This window comes from Rhodococcus sp. SORGH_AS_0303 (assembly GCF_030819335.1).
Taxonomy (GTDB): domain Bacteria; phylum Actinomycetota; class Actinomycetes; order Mycobacteriales; family Mycobacteriaceae; genus Rhodococcoides.
In genome coordinates, this window is record NZ_JAUTBO010000001.1 from 3232183 (window position 1) to 3247938 (window position 15756).

General features: G+C 69.2%; 14 protein-coding genes and 2 pseudogenes. 7 read left to right on the plus strand and 9 right to left on the minus strand.

The window, feature by feature from the left end; genetic code table 11:
- The first annotated feature begins 27 nt into the window (after nucleotides 1–27).
- Nucleotides 28–438 carry a hypothetical protein gene (locus QE449_RS15160; RefSeq protein WP_222638193.1) on the plus strand — a complete coding sequence of 137 codons (411 nt, stop codon included), beginning with the start codon at nucleotides 28–30 and terminating at the stop codon, nucleotides 436–438.
- Here QE449_RS15160 and QE449_RS15165 read toward each other — a convergent pair whose 3' ends face one another.
- Complete coding sequence (locus QE449_RS15165; RefSeq protein WP_027503927.1) at nucleotides 439–1305, minus strand: acyl-ACP desaturase; 867 nt, start codon at nucleotides 1303–1305, stop codon at nucleotides 439–441.
- 146 nt (nucleotides 1306–1451) lie between these two features.
- A complete protein-coding gene (locus QE449_RS15170; RefSeq protein WP_307109072.1) occupies nucleotides 1452–2768 on the minus strand; it encodes a PhoH family protein in 1317 nt (438 codons plus the stop codon).
- A 304-nt stretch (nucleotides 2769–3072) separates the two neighbouring features.
- On the opposite strand from QE449_RS15170, the gene QE449_RS15175 reads away from it, so the two are divergent.
- A complete protein-coding gene (locus QE449_RS15175) occupies nucleotides 3073–3897 on the plus strand; it encodes an alpha/beta hydrolase (RefSeq protein ID WP_261781646.1) in 825 nt (274 codons plus the stop codon).
- Here QE449_RS15175 and QE449_RS15180 read toward each other — a convergent pair.
- The 3 genes from QE449_RS15180 to QE449_RS15190 are packed head-to-tail and all read right to left on the minus strand — an operon-like array spanning nucleotide 3884 to nucleotide 7215.
- Nucleotides 3884–4687: a carbon-nitrogen hydrolase family protein gene (locus QE449_RS15180; RefSeq protein ID WP_307109073.1), complete on the minus strand. Its 804-nt coding sequence runs from the start codon at nucleotides 4685–4687 to the stop codon at nucleotides 3884–3886. The genes QE449_RS15175 and QE449_RS15180 overlap by 14 nt on opposite strands.
- 6 nt (nucleotides 4688–4693) lie before the next feature.
- Entirely contained in the window at nucleotides 4694–5998 is a 1305-nt protein-coding gene (glyA, locus tag QE449_RS15185) for a serine hydroxymethyltransferase (protein WP_027503931.1), read from the minus strand.
- A gap of 23 nt (nucleotides 5999–6021) precedes the next feature.
- Nucleotides 6022–7215, minus strand: a complete 1194-nt coding sequence (locus QE449_RS15190) for a DUF885 domain-containing protein (RefSeq protein WP_307109074.1) — start codon at nucleotides 7213–7215, stop codon at nucleotides 6022–6024.
- A 78-nt stretch (nucleotides 7216–7293) separates the two neighbouring features.
- Between QE449_RS15190 and coaA the strand changes: the two genes are divergently transcribed.
- Nucleotides 7294–8226, plus strand: a complete 933-nt coding sequence (gene coaA, locus QE449_RS15195) for a type I pantothenate kinase (protein WP_027503933.1) — start codon at nucleotides 7294–7296, stop codon at nucleotides 8224–8226.
- A 30-nt stretch (nucleotides 8227–8256) separates the two neighbouring features.
- On the opposite strand, the pseudogene QE449_RS15200 reads toward coaA, so the two are convergent.
- Nucleotides 8257–9026: pseudogene (locus QE449_RS15200) on the minus strand (isoprenyl transferase).
- 156 nt (nucleotides 9027–9182) lie between these two features.
- On the opposite strand from QE449_RS15200, the gene QE449_RS15205 reads away from it, so the two are divergent.
- The 3 genes from QE449_RS15205 to QE449_RS15215 are packed head-to-tail and all read left to right on the plus strand — an operon-like array spanning nucleotide 9183 to nucleotide 11932.
- Nucleotides 9183–9623, plus strand: a complete 441-nt coding sequence (locus QE449_RS15205) for an SRPBCC family protein (protein ID WP_307109075.1) — start codon at nucleotides 9183–9185, stop codon at nucleotides 9621–9623.
- Nucleotides 9620–11221: an NAD(P)/FAD-dependent oxidoreductase gene (locus tag QE449_RS15210; protein WP_307109076.1), complete on the plus strand. Its 1602-nt coding sequence runs from the start codon at nucleotides 9620–9622 to the stop codon at nucleotides 11219–11221. Before QE449_RS15205 ends, QE449_RS15210 begins: the two co-directional genes overlap by 4 nt.
- Before the next feature lie 42 nt (nucleotides 11222–11263).
- The gene (locus QE449_RS15215) at nucleotides 11264–11932 is read left to right on the plus strand and encodes a hemolysin III family protein (RefSeq protein WP_027503937.1); all 669 of its coding nucleotides are present in this window, start codon (nucleotides 11264–11266) and stop codon (nucleotides 11930–11932) included.
- Nucleotides 11933–11939: 7 nt separating this feature from the next.
- On the opposite strand, the pseudogene QE449_RS15220 reads toward QE449_RS15215, so the two are convergent.
- The 3 genes and pseudogenes from QE449_RS15220 to mca all read right to left on the minus strand — a co-directional run bounded on the left by QE449_RS15220 (nucleotide 11940) and on the right by mca (nucleotide 15094).
- Nucleotides 11940–13950, minus strand: a pseudogene (locus QE449_RS15220) (thioredoxin domain-containing protein).
- A gap of 55 nt (nucleotides 13951–14005) precedes the next feature.
- A complete protein-coding gene (locus QE449_RS15225) occupies nucleotides 14006–14245 on the minus strand; it encodes a hypothetical protein (protein WP_204866685.1) in 240 nt (79 codons plus the stop codon).
- The gene (gene mca / locus QE449_RS15230) at nucleotides 14246–15094 is read right to left on the minus strand and encodes a mycothiol conjugate amidase Mca (RefSeq protein WP_037184227.1); all 849 of its coding nucleotides are present in this window, start codon (nucleotides 15092–15094) and stop codon (nucleotides 14246–14248) included.
- Nucleotides 15095–15230: 136 nt separating this feature from the next.
- Here mca and QE449_RS15235 point away from each other — a divergent pair, with 136 nt between their 5' ends.
- Nucleotides 15231–15662: a DUF4307 domain-containing protein gene (locus QE449_RS15235; protein ID WP_027503941.1), complete on the plus strand. Its 432-nt coding sequence runs from the start codon at nucleotides 15231–15233 to the stop codon at nucleotides 15660–15662.
- The last annotated feature ends 94 nt before the right edge of the window (nucleotides 15663–15756 follow it).

A 15756-nucleotide genomic window follows, 5' to 3' on the forward strand; every position in this document is an offset into this window, starting at 1 on the left:
GGGCGATCAGGAGGAGTGTGACGTGTCATGACACGAACTGCAGTGGCACTCCTCGGCGGCGCCGCCGCGATCGGCGCGGCGCTGGCCGCCCCCACGCTGGCGTCCGCCGGACCCGTTCCCGACGGCGTCTACGTCGGCACCACGCCCGAGGGCGCTCCCGTCCCGCTGTGGGACGGCAAGACCATCACCGGCGACACGACGGTCAACCGACTTCTCGGCGTGAACGCGATCCCGGGCGACGTCTACCGCGCCCCGAGCATCGCGACCGGGGCCGACGTGGTCCACGTCGACTACTCGCGCCTGTCCCCCGCCTTCGGAGCCGTCTTCCACGACGAGATGACGCGCGACGCCGTGAACCCGAACCGTTGGAACGGCACCGTGTACTTCGTCGGTGCCGGTCAGCCGGTGGTGGTGGGCGGGTTCGCGATCACGCGCTGATCAGGACGCGGCAGTGGCGAGTGCGCTCTCGAGCTCTGCGCGGGCCGCGAGGCCGTCCTCGCCGAGGCCGTCGAGGGTGAACACGTTCCACGCCTCGAGCAGGGGCTTGATCACCTCTTCGGTCTCGATGGTGCGGTCGTAGAGCCCGATGCCGGCGAGCAGTTCGGCGCTGCCACCGCGGCCGGGGAGATCGACGGTGGGGACCGAGAAGGACGCGACGGTGTCGGCGATGGCGCGGACGGCGCCGTCGGCATCGACGCGGATCGCGGCGGAGACCAGGTCGGTGAAGAGCGTGGTCTGCAGCTCGTCGTCCTCGGCGATGCGGTCGAGGATGCTCGACAGGAGAGCGTCCTGCGACGACGCGGAGGCGCGACGGTGGCGCACGGCCGCTGCGCGCTCGTCGAGGGCGAACTTGGCGAGGATGTGCAGCACGTGCAGAGACGGTGCGGAGTAGCCGGTGGTCATGTGCTCGATGCGCACACGCTCGAGATCCACCGGGTCGACCGCGCGAGTCGTCATGAGGTAGTTGCGCAGCACGATGGCATGCCGGTTCTCCTCCGCGGTCCACCGGCCGATCAGCTTCCACCAGACGTCGCTGCTCCGGAGAGCGAACGCCAGGTCGCGGTGGTACTCGGGCAGGTTGTCGGCGACCAGCACGCTGACGGTGGCACCGACGACCTCGGCGTCACCGAGAGTCACCTGCTCCGGAGACCAGTCCTCGCCGCCGAGGAACGCGAAGTTGCGACCCGAGTCCCACGGGACGTAGTCGTGGGGCTGCCAGTCCCGAGCAGCGTCGATGTGCTTCTGCAGCAGGTGCGCGGCATCGGCTTCGAGCTCGCTCAACAGGTCCTGGTCACTCTTCGGCATCACAGCAGCATAACGGCCGTAGGTGTCCACTCCGAACCTTCGGACCGCGCGACGCGGATTCCGGTGATCTCCCTGACAAAGAGGTCGGTGATAGTTCGGCGTCACACCGCGCCGGGCGGTCCGTGCCGCCCGGCGCGAACGGTGACTCAGGCCGGCCCGAACTCCTCGAGCATCTCGGTGACCAGTGCGGCGATGGGCGAGCGCTCCGAACGGGTCAGCGTGATGTGGGCGAAGAGAGGGTGCCCCTTCAACTTCTCGATCACGGCGGCGACACCGTCGTGGCGTCCGACCCGCAGGTTGTCGCGCTGTGCCACGTCGTGCGTGAGCACCACGCGTGATCCCGTGCCGAGCCGCGAGAGCACCGTCAGCAGGACGTTGCGTTCCAGCGACTGCGCCTCGTCCACGATGACGAACGAGTCGTGCAGCGACCGTCCGCGGATGTGCGTGAGCGGCAGCACCTCGAGCATGCCGCGTGCGGTGACCTCCTCGATGACCTCCGGACTCGCGAGACCGTCGAGCGTGTCGAACACCGCTTGCGCCCACGGGCCCATCTTGTCGCTCTCGCTGCCGGGGAGGTAGCCGAGCTCCTGGCCGCCGACCGCGTACAGCGGCCGGAACACGACGACCTTGCGATGGGTCCGTCGTTCGAGCACCGCGTCGAGGCCCGCGGTGAGCGCGAGCGCGGACTTGCCGGTGCCGGCCTTCCCGCCGAGCGAGACGATGCCGATGCTCTCGTCGAGCAGCAGATCCAGGGCGACGCGCTGCTCGGCGGACCGGCCGTGCAGGCCGAACGCCTCACGCTCGCCGCGCACCAGCTGCACCTGCTTGTTCGCCGTCACCCGACCCAATGCGCTGGACGTGCCGCCGAGCAGTCGAACACCGGTGTGGCACGGCAACTCTCGCGCTTCGTCGATGTCGGCGAATCCCTCGGCGAACAGGCCGTCGATGGTCGCGCGCGACGCCTCGATCTCGGCCATGCCCGTCCATCCCGACGGGACGACGTCGTGAGCGTGGTACTCGTCGGCCGGCAGACCCACCGCACCGGCCTTGACGCGCAGCGGGATGTCCTTGCTGACCAGCACCACGTCCTTGCCCTCGGCGGCGAGGTTCAGTGCGCACGCGAGGATCCGCGAGTCGTTGGAGTCGGTCCGGAAGCCGACGGGAAGAACAGCGGGGTCGGTGTGATTGAGCTCGACCTGCAGGGTGCCGTTCTCGGTGCCGATGGGCACGGGCTGATCGAGGCGCCCGTGGCGGATCCGCAGGTCGTCGAGCATCCGCAACGACTCGCGCGCGAACCACCCCAGTTCGTGATGATGCCGCTTGCCCTCGAGCTCGCTGATGACGACGAGTGGAAGGACGATCGCGCGCTCGGCGAACCGAGTCACGGCCCAGGGGTCCGAGAGCAGAACCGAGGTGTCCAGCACGTAGGTGCGGACGGAAGAACCGGAGCGAGCTGCAGTCACGTGGGGCTCCTAAGGACGCGCGGTCACCGCGCATCCGTCGATCGCTGGACCGGTCGATCCCGACACCGCAGGGACCGGGGCCGGCCCCTCCCGACCGAATGACTCAGTCATGTGTGAGGACCTCCCGTACGGACGGCTTCCCCGCCACCCGCACTGCTGACGCTAGACCGGATCGGGGGCGCAGGCTCGGCGACACGTGGGGACGTGTGGGTGAACTCTGCGTTACACGCCCGTGCGCCTTTCGCGCATCCAGGAGTACGCAAAAGGCGCACGGGGCCGAAGGCCACGGTGTTAACTTCGGCCGATGCAGAACGCGCAGGAAATGCAGCAGCTCAGGGGAACCCACGGCACCGTCGCCTACCGTTCCTGGCCGTCCACCACGCCGGGATTCGTCGCGCTGCTCGCGCACGGGTACGGCGAACACTCGGGTCGCTACGGCCACCTGGCGTCGACCCTGACGTCGGCCGGAGCGGCGGTGTACGCCCCCGACCATCACGGGCACGGGCGGTCGGACGGGACGCCCGCCGAGATCACGGACGTGGACGGCATCGTCGCCGATCTGCACTCGATCGCGGACATCGCCCGCGGCGAGCACCCCGATCTACCGGTGATGCTGCTGGGCCACTCGATGGGTGGTCTCATCGCCACGCGCTACGCGCAGACCCACCCCGGCGAGCTGGCGGCACTCGTGCTGTCCGGTCCGCTGGTCGGGCAGAACCCGGCCTTCTCGATGCTGCTGTCGATGGACGAGATCCCCGAGATCCCGATCGACCCGTCCGTGCTGTCCCGCGACCCCGAGGTCGGCGCCGCCTACCAGGCGGACCCGCTGGTCTTCCACGGCCCCTTCGCGCGCGTCACCCTCGAGACCTTCACGGCCGCGGTGGAGACGGTGGCGTCCTCCGGCACTCTCGGCGACCAGCCGACGTTGTGGCTGCACGGCGGCGACGATCAGCTGGTGCCGCTGGAGCCGACGACCGAGGCGATGCGCTCACTGCGCGGCCCGTCGTTCGAGGAGAAGGTCTACCCCGGTGCGCGGCACGAGATCCTGAACGAGACCAACCGCAGCGAGGTCGAGTCGGACATCCTCGACTTCCTGGGCCGCGCCGGCCTGCCGCTCACTCGCGACTGAGGTCGCGGACGATCGACGAGTAGAGGCCGGGGCGGCGGTCCACCAGGTAGGGGTTGTCTCGATGGGCCGCCGCCACGACCTCGGTGTCCACCGTGCCGAGAATCAGGCCGGTCTCGTCGTCGAGCCGGTCGATCACCTCTGCGTCGGGGCCGACGATGCTGCTACGGCCGACGTAGGTGGTGGCGCGCTCGGTTCCGACGTGGTTGACGTACGCGACGTAGAGCTGGTTCTCCCATGCGCGCGTGCGGATGACGACGTCGGCCACGAACGTGAACGGCACCATCTGCGCGGTGGGAACGAGCAGGGCGTGCGCGCCCGCGAGGGCCGCGGCTCGGACGTTCTCGGGGAACTCGACGTCGTAACAGATCATCAGACCGAGCCGCACCCCGCGGAAGTCGACGACCGTCACCGAGTCGAGACCGGGCGAGTACCACTCCCGGTCGAGCTCACCGTAGAGGTGCGACTTGCGGTGCTGCGCGATCACAGTGCCGTCCGCATCGACGAGTGCGACCGTGTTGTACACCGCTCCCGCCTCGGTCTCCGGCAGACCCACGAGCAGCGCGATGCCGCGGCGGCGCGCCAGTGCGCACACCTCGGAGAGAAGGTCCCGTGACGTCAGCTCAGCGAGGCGGTCACCGATGTCGTACCCGGTCACGAACATCTCCGGCGTGACCAGGAGGTCGGCTCCGCGCGCCAGAGCCGCCCCCGCGGCTTCGTCGAGTTCCGTCAGATTGGCGTCGACGTCACCCGGTGACCCCGCCGTCTGCAGACCCGCCACGGTGAGCCGCATGTCGGATCAGCCCAGCAGTCCCCAGCCCTCGAGTCCCTCGTACAGCGGGAAGTCGTGGGCGAGCGTGCTGACGCGACCACGCAGGTCGTCGGTGGCCTCGCCGGTGGCGAGCGCCGTCGCGATGATGTCGGCGACCTCGGTGAACTCGGCCTCGCCGAACCCACGGGTCGCGAGCGCCGCGGTACCGATACGCAGACCGGAGGTGACCATCGGCGGGCGCGGATCGAACGGCACCGCGTTGCGGTTCACGGTGATGCCGACCTCGTGCAGCAGATCCTCGGCCTGCTGGCCGTCGAGCTGCGAGTTGCGCAGGTCCACCAGCGCGAGGTGGACGTCGGTTCCGCCCGTCAGCACCGAGACACCCTTGTCGGAGACGTCGGCGCCGGTCAGCCGCTCCGCGAGCAGCGACGCACCGAGCAGGGTGCGTTCCTGACGCTCCCGGAACTCGGGAGTGCCGGCGATCTTGAAGGCGACGGCCTTGGCCGCGATCGCGTGCATGAGCGGACCGCCCTGCTGGCCGGGGAACACCGCGGAGTTGAGCTTCTTCGCCCACTCCTTCTTGGCGAGGATGATGCCCGAGCGGGGCCCACCGAGGGTCTTGTGGACGGTGGAGGACACGACGTCCGCGTAGGGCACCGGCGACGGGTGCACACCGGCGGCGACGAGCCCGGCGAAGTGCGCCATGTCGACCCACAGAAGCGCACCGACCTCGTCGGCGATGGAGCGGAACGCGGCGAAGTCCTGGTGCCGCGGGTAGGCCGACCATCCGGCGATGAGCACCTGTGGGCGTGCGTGCAGCGCCTGCTTGCGCACCTCGTCCATGTCGATGCGGTGGTCTTCCTTGCTCACACCGTAGGACTCGACCTCGTAGAGCTTGCCCGAGAAGTTCAGCTTCATGCCGTGCGTCAGGTGGCCGCCGTGCGCCAGGTCCAGACCCATGATCTTGTCGCCCGGGTTGATCAGAGCCATGAGAACGGCGGCGTTGGCCTGGGCGCCCGCGTGTGGCTGCACGTTGGCGAACTCGGCACCGAACAGCTCCTTCGCCCTGGTCCGAGCCAGATCTTCGACGATGTCGACGTGCTCACACCCGCCGTAGTACCGACGACCGGGGTAACCCTCGGCGTACTTGTTGGTGAGGACGCTGCCCTGCGCCTGGAGCACCGCGCGGGGAACGAAGTTCTCCGACGCGATCATCTCCAGGGTGTCGCGCTGGCGTCCCAGCTCGCCGGCCATCGCCGCGGCGACCTCGGGATCCACCTCGGCGAGGGAGGCGGTGTCGATGTTGGTGGCAGAGACGGGCGCAGCAGTCATGCCGCCGAGTCTAATGCCCGTGATCAGCGCAGTTGAGACGGGATGAGGGGTTCGTCGAGCAGCCGCTCGAAGCGGTCGGCTCGGCCGTCCGCCGAGTCGGCCCGGTGCAGCCACGAGTGCAGCAGGCGATACCCCTCGACATAGGTGCTGGTGTAGGCACGCCAGAGCGGTGAAGAAAGGAATCGCAACATCTGACGGGCGCGTTCCGGTGTCGCGAGCGACCACTGCCCCAGGAACGCGGCCACGTCGTCCTCGCTGCGGTGCTCGTCGTGCAGCAGCAGCGCGGCGTCCTGACGCACCCCCAGCAGCTTCGCCGACGCGGTCTGCAGCGCCTCGGCGCGTTCCCCGTCGAATCGCAGGCCGAGATCGGCGTAGATCTCCTGCGCCCACACTCCCCAGCCCGGCCCGACGATCGACTCGAGCGCCAGGTCCGCAAGGCCCTCGGCCATCAGGCACTGCGGAGTGTTGACGACGAAGAGCGTCTGCTCCGCCTGCCCGGCACCTCGCACGAGCCCGGCCTCCTTGCGGCAGTGCTCGGTGTGGTGGCCCGGGTACGACTCGTGTGCGATGAGATGGGGCAGATGCGCCATGTGCTGCTTGAGGTCCGAGTTGATCGCGACGGTGGACCGGTAGTCGCCCAGGTAGTAGTTGAACCCGGACCACGGCTTGTCGCCCACCACCTCGTAGGTGACCTTCTCGGTGTCGGGCAGCGGGTACCGGCCGCGCACCTTGTCGCGCAACGCACTGGAGAACGCCTCGACGCACTCGGCGAGCCGCTCGGGCGGGATCTCGTCGGCCACGCGGTGAGCGCGCACCCGCTCCCCCAGTGGCCCCGCCCCGGCCAGCACCTCGTCCATCAGGCGATGTGCCTCGCGGTAGTCGTCGGTGTCGCCCGGTGCGATCGCGACGTCGAAGTAGTCGTGCACCTCAGCGACGAATCCGATCTCGTCACCGGCCAATTTCCGTGCCGACGTCTCGAGCGCGCGCAGGTGGACGTCGAGGAACGCGGCGCGGTCCTCGGAGAGCCCCGACGAGGGCAGTTCGGCCCGCAGTTCCGCCGCCCGCCGCGCCAGCGCGCGGGGTTCGGGCGGGGGCGCGTTCTCGACCTGGCGTCGCAGAGCGGGGTCGCCGGTGTAGGCGTCGACGAACCCCTCCTCGAGGCGATCGAAGGACAACCCCAGCACGAGGTAGTCGTGGACGAGAGTGTCGGCGTGCATGACGCTCGACTCTAGTCACGCACCACCCGGCTGTCGGTTCGCCGGAGCCACCCAGCACAATTCAGTCATGGAGGCAGCGTGTCCCGAGTGAGCGAGTCGAGTCCGTACGTCGAATTCGACCGTCGACAGTGGCGCACACTCCGGAACGCGACACCCCTGGTCCTGACCGAGGACGAGCTCACCGGCCTGCGCGGCCTGGGCGAACAGATCGACCTCGACGAGGTCGCGGAGGTCTACCTCCCCCTCGCTCGACTCATCCATCTCCAGGTGGCCGCCCGCCAACGCCTGTTCGCGGCGACGGCCACGTTCCTCGGGGAGAAGACGCCGGACCGCCAGGTCCCGTTCGTCATCGGCATCGCCGGCAGCGTCGCCGTCGGCAAGTCCACGACCGCGCGCGTGCTGCAGGCACTGCTGGCGCGATGGGAGCACCACCCGCGCGTGGACCTGGTGACGACGGACGGGTTCCTCTACTCGTCGGCCGAGCTGGTGCGTCGAGGAATCATGCACCGCAAGGGTTTTCCCGAGAGCTACGACCGGCGCAAGCTTCTGCGCTTCGTCACCGAGGTGAAATCCGGCGCCGAATCCGCACGCGCACCCGTGTACTCGCACGTCTCGTACGACATCGTGCCGGGCAAGTACACCGAGGTGCGACAGCCGGACATCCTCGTCATCGAGGGACTCAACGTCCTGCAGACCGGTCCGCGCCTCATGGTCTCGGACCTCTTCGACTTCTCCATCTACGTCGACGCCCGCATCGAGGACATCGAGAAGTGGTACGTCGACCGCTTTCTCGCCCTGCGCTCCACGTCGTTCGCCGACCCGGCCTCGCACTTCCACCACTACTCGGGACTGTCCGACGAGCACGCCAGGATCGCGGCCGCGGACATCTGGCAGTCGATCAACCGGCCCAACCTGGTGGAGAACATCCTGCCGACGCGCCCCCGCGCCACCCTGGTGCTGCGCAAGGACGCCGACCACACCATCAACCGTCTGCGCCTGCGCAAATTGTGACGACCGGCCTCCGGCCTGCCCGGCTCCGGCTCAGGTGCCGAATCTCCGGTGCCGCGCGGCGAAGTCGCGCAGCGCGCGCAGGAAGAGTCGACGCGGCGGAACTCGGGCCAGTAGGCCTCGGTGAACCAGATCTCCGAGTACGCGCTCTGCCACAGCAGGAACCCGGACAACCGCTGCTCCCCCGACGTGCGGATCACCAGATCCGGATCCGGCTGGCCCGACGTGTAGAGGTGCGAGTCGATGCCCTCGACGGTGACCGAGCGGAGCAACTCCTCCCCGTCGGCACCGTCGGACAGCCGTTCCGCGATGAGCGACTGCACGGCGTCGGCGATCTCCTGACGGCCGCCGTACCCGACCGCGACGTTGACGTGCGTTCCCGAGCGGCCGGCCGTGCCGGCGGCGGCCTCCTTGAGGCGGCGGGCGGATTCGGCGGGAAGCAGATCCATCGTGCCGACGATCTTCACGGACCAGTTCTTTCCCGGTCCGCTGATCTCCTCGACGACGTCGGTGATGATCTCGAGCAGCGAGTCGAGCTCGTCCGGTGACCGGCGCAGGTTCTCGGTGGACAACAGGTAGATGGTGGCCATCTCGACGCCGGCCATGTCACACCACGTGAGCAGCTCCGCGATCTTGAGCGCGCCCATCCGGTGCCCGTGGCTGACGTCGGTGAAGCCGTTCTCCCGGGCCCAGCGACGATTGCCGTCGCACATCACGGCGACGTGCCGAGGGTGCTGAGCGCCCTCGAGCTGACGCAGCAGGCGCCTCTCGTAGAGCGTGTACAGCAGACCGCGAGCCTTCACCCAGCTCCCCACTTCGACAGAATTGTTCAGCAGGTGATCACCCTACGCCCGCAGTACGACGCGATCGGCGTGACCGACTCGTCACCGCGCCGCATGATGGTTCCGTGGCGTACGGGGTACCCGGCTCCGACCGCACACGAGAGAACAGGAGCAGTCATGACTGTTGTCCGGGACACCACGGCGAGCGTCGATGCCGTGTGGAACGTGCTCTCCGACGGGTGGAGCTACGCGACGTGGGTGGTGGGCGCCTCGCGCATCCGCGCCGTCGACCCCGAGTTCCCCGCGCCCGGCTCGCGGATCCACCATTCGGTCGGGCTGTGGCCCGCCGTGCTGAACGACGAGACGCGGGTACTGAGCATGACGGAGGGACGCGAGGTGACACTCGAAGCGCGCGGAATGCCGGCAGGCAAGGCGACGATCGTCCTGCGCCTGACGCCGCGAGGCTCGGGGTGCCGGATCGAGATGATCGAACACGCTCGGACCCTCCCGTTCTCGCTCGTTCCCGAGTCGGTCCAGCACGCACTCGTGTATCCCCGCAACACCGAGGCGACACGTCGACTCGCGCTGCTGGCCGAGCGTTCCGCGGTTCCCCGATGACCACCACGACGGTGGACGCCGTCGTGATCGGAGCGGGCCACAACGGACTCGTCGCGGCGTCCGTGCTCGCCGACGCAGGATGGGACGTCGTCGTCCTGGAGTCCGCCCCGGTGGCCGGCGGCGCGGTCCGCAGCGCCGAGCTCACCCCGGGATACGTGAGCGACCTGTTCAGTGCCTTCTATCCCCTCGGTGCGTCGTCCCCGGCGTTCACGGCGCTCGAGCTCGACCGCCACGGACTCCGCTGGACCCACTCACCCGTCGTCTTCGGTCACCCGCGCTCGCCCGACGACGAGGACGCCCCGGTGGTCCACCACGATCCCGAGGACACCGCCGCCATGCTGGCGGAGCACGATCCGCGCGACGGCGAGGCGTGGATGTCCGTGGTGGATCAGTGGAACCGGATCCGCGATCCTCTGCTGCACTCGCTGTTCGGCAGCTCCTTCCCGCCTGTCAAGGGTGCCGCGACGCTCTTCCGGCGCCTCGGGACCGCGGAGACACTGCGATTCCTGCGCTTCGCAGTACTCCCGGCCCGGGCGATGGCGCACGAGTTGTTCCACAGCGAGGCGGCGCGATGCCTGCTGCTCGGCAACGCCATGCACGCCGACGTCCCCACCGACGCACCCGCGAGCGGCATCATGGGCTACCTGCTGACGATGCTCGCGCAGGATGTCGGCTACCCCGTCCCGGTCGGCGGTGCGCAGGAGCTGACCAGCGCGCTCGTGCGCCGTGCCGAGAGCGCCGGGGCGCGGGTCGTCTGCGGAACCGAGGTGACCTCGATCGACGTCTCCGGCGGTGTCGCCCGCGGCGTGCGGACGGCAGGCGGCGACACGTACGTCGCACGGCGCGCCGTCGTCGCAGACGTGTCCGCTCCCGCGCTGTACGGCTCGCTGTTGCCGCGGGACGCGGTTCCCGCCCGGGTGCACAGCGATCTCGAGAAGTTCGAGTGGGACACCCCGGTGGTGAAGATCAACTACGCGCTCGACTCCCCGATCCCGTGGCGCTCGAAGAGTCTGAACGAGGCGGGCACGGTGCACGTCGGCGCAGACGACGACGGTCTGGTGCGATGGAACGCCGACCTGGTGACAGGCCGCATCCCGGAGCGGCCGTTCATGCTGTTCGGTCAGATGACGACCGCGGACGCCACCCGCTCCCCGGCCGGGACGGAGAGCGCATGGGCGTACACACACCTCCCCCGCGGTGTGACGGACGACGCCTCGGGCGACCTGCTCGCCGAGCGGGTCGACACCGTCCTCGAGGAGTACGCGCCCGGGTTCGCGGCGTCGATCGTCGGCAAGCACGTCCAGCGGCCGGGCGACCTGACAGCGGACGACGCCAACCTGTTCGGTGGCGCGGTGAACGGCGGAACGTCGCAACTGCAGCAGCAGTTGGTGTTCCGGCCCGTTCCCGGACTCGGACGTACGGAGACTCCCGTCGGTCGGTTGTTCCTCGGGAGCGCGTCCGCCCATCCGGGCGGCGGCGTGCACGGGGCACCGGGACTGGCTGCGGCGAGGGCCGCGTTGGCGAGCGACGGTGTGCGCGGATGGGTTCACCGCACGACGATCAGTGCCCTGATGGATCTGACACTCGGTGACCGCTAGTTCGGCCACGGTCGGAGCGCGAACCTACGGTACCGTAGGTTCGTGACTGTCTTCGGGCTCGACGAACTGCCGGTGAAGCCGCGCATGCGCGGATGGATCCACCTGTACGCCTTCGGGGTGTCGGTGGTCTGCGGGATCGTGCTCGTGGTGCTCGCCTACTCGGCGGTGTCCGTCCGGGCCGGTCTCGCTATCACTGTCTACGCCGTCGCGACGTGCGGTCTCTTCGGAGTGAGCGCGACATACCACCGCGTCCACTGGCAGACCGTGCGCAGCCGGACGTGGATGAAGCGCGCCGATCACTCGATGATCTTCCTGTTCATCGCCGGCAGTTACACGCCGTTCGCAGTGCTCGGGCTGCCGAGCCGCACCGGCACCATCGTGCTGATCGTGGTGTGGGCCGGTGCGCTGGCCGGAGTGACGCTGAAGATGCTGTGGCCCACGGCCCCTCGCTGGCTGGGCGTGCCCCTGTATCTCGTGCTGGGCTGGGCCATCGTGCCGGTCGCGGGCGAACTCACCCATCGTGTGGGCGTCGGACCGATGGCACTGCTGGTGGCGGGCGGCGTGTTCTACAGCATCGGCGCGATTCTCTACGCAACGAAGTGGCCCAACCCGTGGCCCACCACGTTCGGCCATCACGAGTTCTTTCACGCCGCGACGGTCGTCGCCGCGGTGTGCCACTACATCGCCGTGTGGCTGGTGCTCTTCACCTGATCCGGCGTCACCGGACCAGGAGTGCGGTCAGGTCCTCGGGGTCGGTGACCGGTCGGTCGCACACGAAGCCGTGACACACGTACGCGGCCGACTCGCCGCTCACCAGCGGGCGATCCGCGAGCAGCGGGACCGAGTCGGGCGGACCCGCGACCACCACCGTGCCGCCGGCGGCGACGCGGCGGGCGGTGCGTACGAGGTCGTCGTCGACCGACTCCGTGGCGATCGCCACCTGCGCCGGTCCCGCCACCGCGGCTTCCGCGACGGTCAACCAGTGGCCGGCCGACCGGGGTGCCCGCTCGAGCAGGATCGACGCTCGCGCAAGCGACCTGTCCGCCGCCGCACCGAACCGCGAGGAGTTCTCGCTGGACGCGGCCACCGTCAGCAGAGCCTCGGTGATCAGTGCCGCTCCGGACGGGGTCGCGTTGTCGAGTGGATCGCGAGGCCGGGTCACGAGCGTCTCCGCGTCGTCGGCGGTGTCGAACCAGCTGCCCGGCTGCTCAGGATCGGCGAAGTGGTCGAGCGCGACGTCGAGTACCTCCTCCGCCGCCGTCAGCCAGCGTGCCTCCCCGGTCGCCTGGTGCAGCGCGGCGAGAGCGACGGCGAGTGCGCCGTGATCCTCCGCGATGGCCGCCGCATCGCCCACGACACCGCCCAGGGACGCACGCCGTAGTCGGCCGTCGACGCGGTGCAGGTCCAGGATGCGGTCCGCGCAGCGTGCTGCCGCATCGACCCAGTTCCGGTACCCCAGCGCGGCGCCGCCCTCGGCCAGCGCCGTGATCGCGAAGCCGTTCCAGGCGGTCACCACCTTGTTGTCGCGCCCCGGCTGAGGACGCGTGGCACGCGACGCGGCCAGTGCTGCGCGCATGCGTGCGAAACGCTCCGGGGTCCGTCGGTTCGGCCCGCAACTGCAACACGGACGCCCCCTCCTCGAACGTGCCCGTGTCGGTCACCCCGAACACCTGCGCGGCCCGGGCCCCGTCCTCGTCGCCCAGTACCTCGACCAGCTGCGCGGGTGTCCACGCGTAGGTCAGACCCTCCACCCCGTCGGTGTCGGCGTCCAGGGCGGAGGCGAAGCACCCGTCGTCCGTGCCGAGATCGCGCAGGAGGAAGTCGGCGGTGTCGACGGCCACACGATGAGCGAACGCATCGCCGCGGCGCGCCAGGTGAGCGTAGAAGCGCAGCAGCAACGCGTTGTCGTAGAGCATCTTCTCGAAGTGCGGCACCACCCAGTCCGCATCGACGGAGTACCGGGCGAAACCGCCCCCGAGCTGGTCGTACATCCCGCCGCGGGCCATGGCGTCGGCGGTACGGCCCACCGCAGCGCGGGCAGGCTCCGACCCGGTGCGCTCGACGTGGCGGAGCAGCCCCTCCACGAGAGACGACGGTGGGAACTTCGGTGCTCCGCCGAAGCCGCCGCGCGGCACGTCCTCGTCCGCCAGAACGCGCGCCACCGCCTCGTCGAGCAGGGCGGCGTCGACGACTCGGTCGCCCTCCGGGATGCCCGCGGCGGTCCTGCGCAGTTCCGCGACCACCGAGGCCGACGCCTGCTGCACCTCGTCACGACGGGTGCGCCACGTCTCGGAGATGGCTTCGAGTAGCTGCGTGAACGACGGCATCCCCTGCCGAGGTGTGGGCGGGAAGTAGGTGCCGCAGTAGAACGGTTCCGCGTCGGGGGTGAGGAACGCCGTCATCGGCCAACCGCCCTGACCCGTCATCGCGACCGTCGCGTTCATGTAGACGGCGTCGATGTCGGGACGTTCCTCGCGATCGACCTTGATGCACACGAAGTTCGCGTTCATGATCTCCGCGATGGCGTCGTTCTCGAACGACTCGTGTGCCATCACGTGACACCAGTGACACGCCGAGTAGCCCACCGACAGCAGGACCGGGACGTCTCGTTCGCGAGCCCACGCCAGGGCGTCGTCACCCCACTGCTGCCAGTGCACGGGATTGTCGGCGTGCTGACGCAGGTAGGGGCTCGTCGAGTCGGACAGGGTGTTGCGCTCACGGGTGGCCACCCCTGCAGTGTCCCCCGTGACAGCCGGCGCAATCACCGCTCGGGTCGCAAACCCCTCACCGCTCGGGTCGGAAGCCTCCGCGGTCCGTGCCCTCGTCCGCCGCCTGGTCCGGCGTCGGATCCTCCGGCTCGAAGGACGCCGGGAGCTTCTTGAAGTGCGCGTTCATCGACCGCACCAACAGGGCGGTACCGATGAGCAACAGCACGATGATGACGAGACCGACGGGTGACGCCTTACCGAACTCGGGCCCGGTGTTGTTCTGCGCCAGCATGATCGACGCGCTGAGCACGGTCATCTAGGACTCGATCCCGGCGAACAGGTCGGTCTCGGGCAGCGACGTGCGCACGCGGGTCCGCGCGAGCTCGTACTCCTCGGTCGGCCACAGCTTCTTCTGCACGTCGACCGGGACCGCGAAGAAGCGGCCGTTCGGATCGATCTGGGTGCGGTGCGCACGCAGTGCGTCGTCGCGCTGCTGGAAGTAGTCCGCGCACTCCACCTGGGTGGTGACGCGCTCCATGATCTCGCCGCGATCCTTCGGCCACTGCGCGAGCCATTCCGTGAACGGCCCTTCCTGACCGGAGGCGATCATCTCGTCGTCGAACAACTGCATGCGCTGGCGGATGAAGCCGTGGGAGTAGTAGAGCTTCGAGACCTCCCACGCCTCGCCCGTTCCGGGGAACTGCTCGGGATCGCCGGCCGCCTCGTACGCGGCGACCGACACCTCGTGGCAGCGGATGTGGTCGGGGTGGGGGTAGCCACCCTTCTCGTCGTAGGTCGTCATGACGTGCGGCTTGAAGTCGCGCACCACGCGCACCAGAGCCTCGGTCGACTCCTCGAGCGGCACCAGCGCGAAGCATCCCTCGGGAAGCGGCGGCAGCGGATCGCCCTCCGGCAGACCGGAGTCCACGAACCCCAGCCACGTCTGCTGCACCCCGAGAATGGCTGCGGCAGCGGCCATCTCCTCCTTGCGCACCTCGGACATGCGCTCGCGCACACCGGGGATGTCCATGGCCGGGTTGAGGATGTCGCCGCGCTCACCGCCGGTGAGCGTGACCACCAGCACCTCGTTGCCCTCGGCCGCGTAACGCGCCATGGTGGCAGCGCCCTTGGAGGACTCGTCGTCGGGATGGGCGTGCACTGCCATCAGTCGCAGTCCGCTCACGTGTGCCTCACTTCAACTATCGGTGGTGCTCCGGTTCCGGTCCGGGCACCTCCAATAGTTCCACTTCGTCCGGTACCCCGCCGAGGCGGTACCGGGTCCGCGGGTAAGTTCGACGGCGATGTCCACCACGCCGCAGAGTCTCCCCGAGGGTCGCTACCCCACCAGTCGGGGAATCGCCCCGTCCCGTGTCCTCGCCGTGGCTCTGACGCTGCTGGTCATCGCGCTGGGCGTGGCCGTCGCCTACCTCGGATACACCAAGTTCACCACCCCCGACGTCGACGGGACCATGGTGTCGTTCGACATCGTCGGCGAGGACCGCGTCGACGTACGCCTGAACGTGACCAGGGACGACCCGTCCCAGCCCGCGGTCTGCATCATCCGATCGCGATCGCGCGACGGAACCGAGACCGGGCGACGCGAAGTACTGATCCCGGCGTCCGAGAACGGCACCGAGGACGTCCGCAGCTTCGTGATCACCTCGGCCGCGCCGGGCCTCGCCGACCTCTACGGATGCAGCCTGGACGTACCGGAACATCTCACACCTCGGTGACCGTCGGGTGCCGACCAAGAAACCACGAAGTTCATTCGTGGTAAAATCGCTTCGTACACGGCTCACCCAGTGGGGCCGTGTATTGCTGCATTGA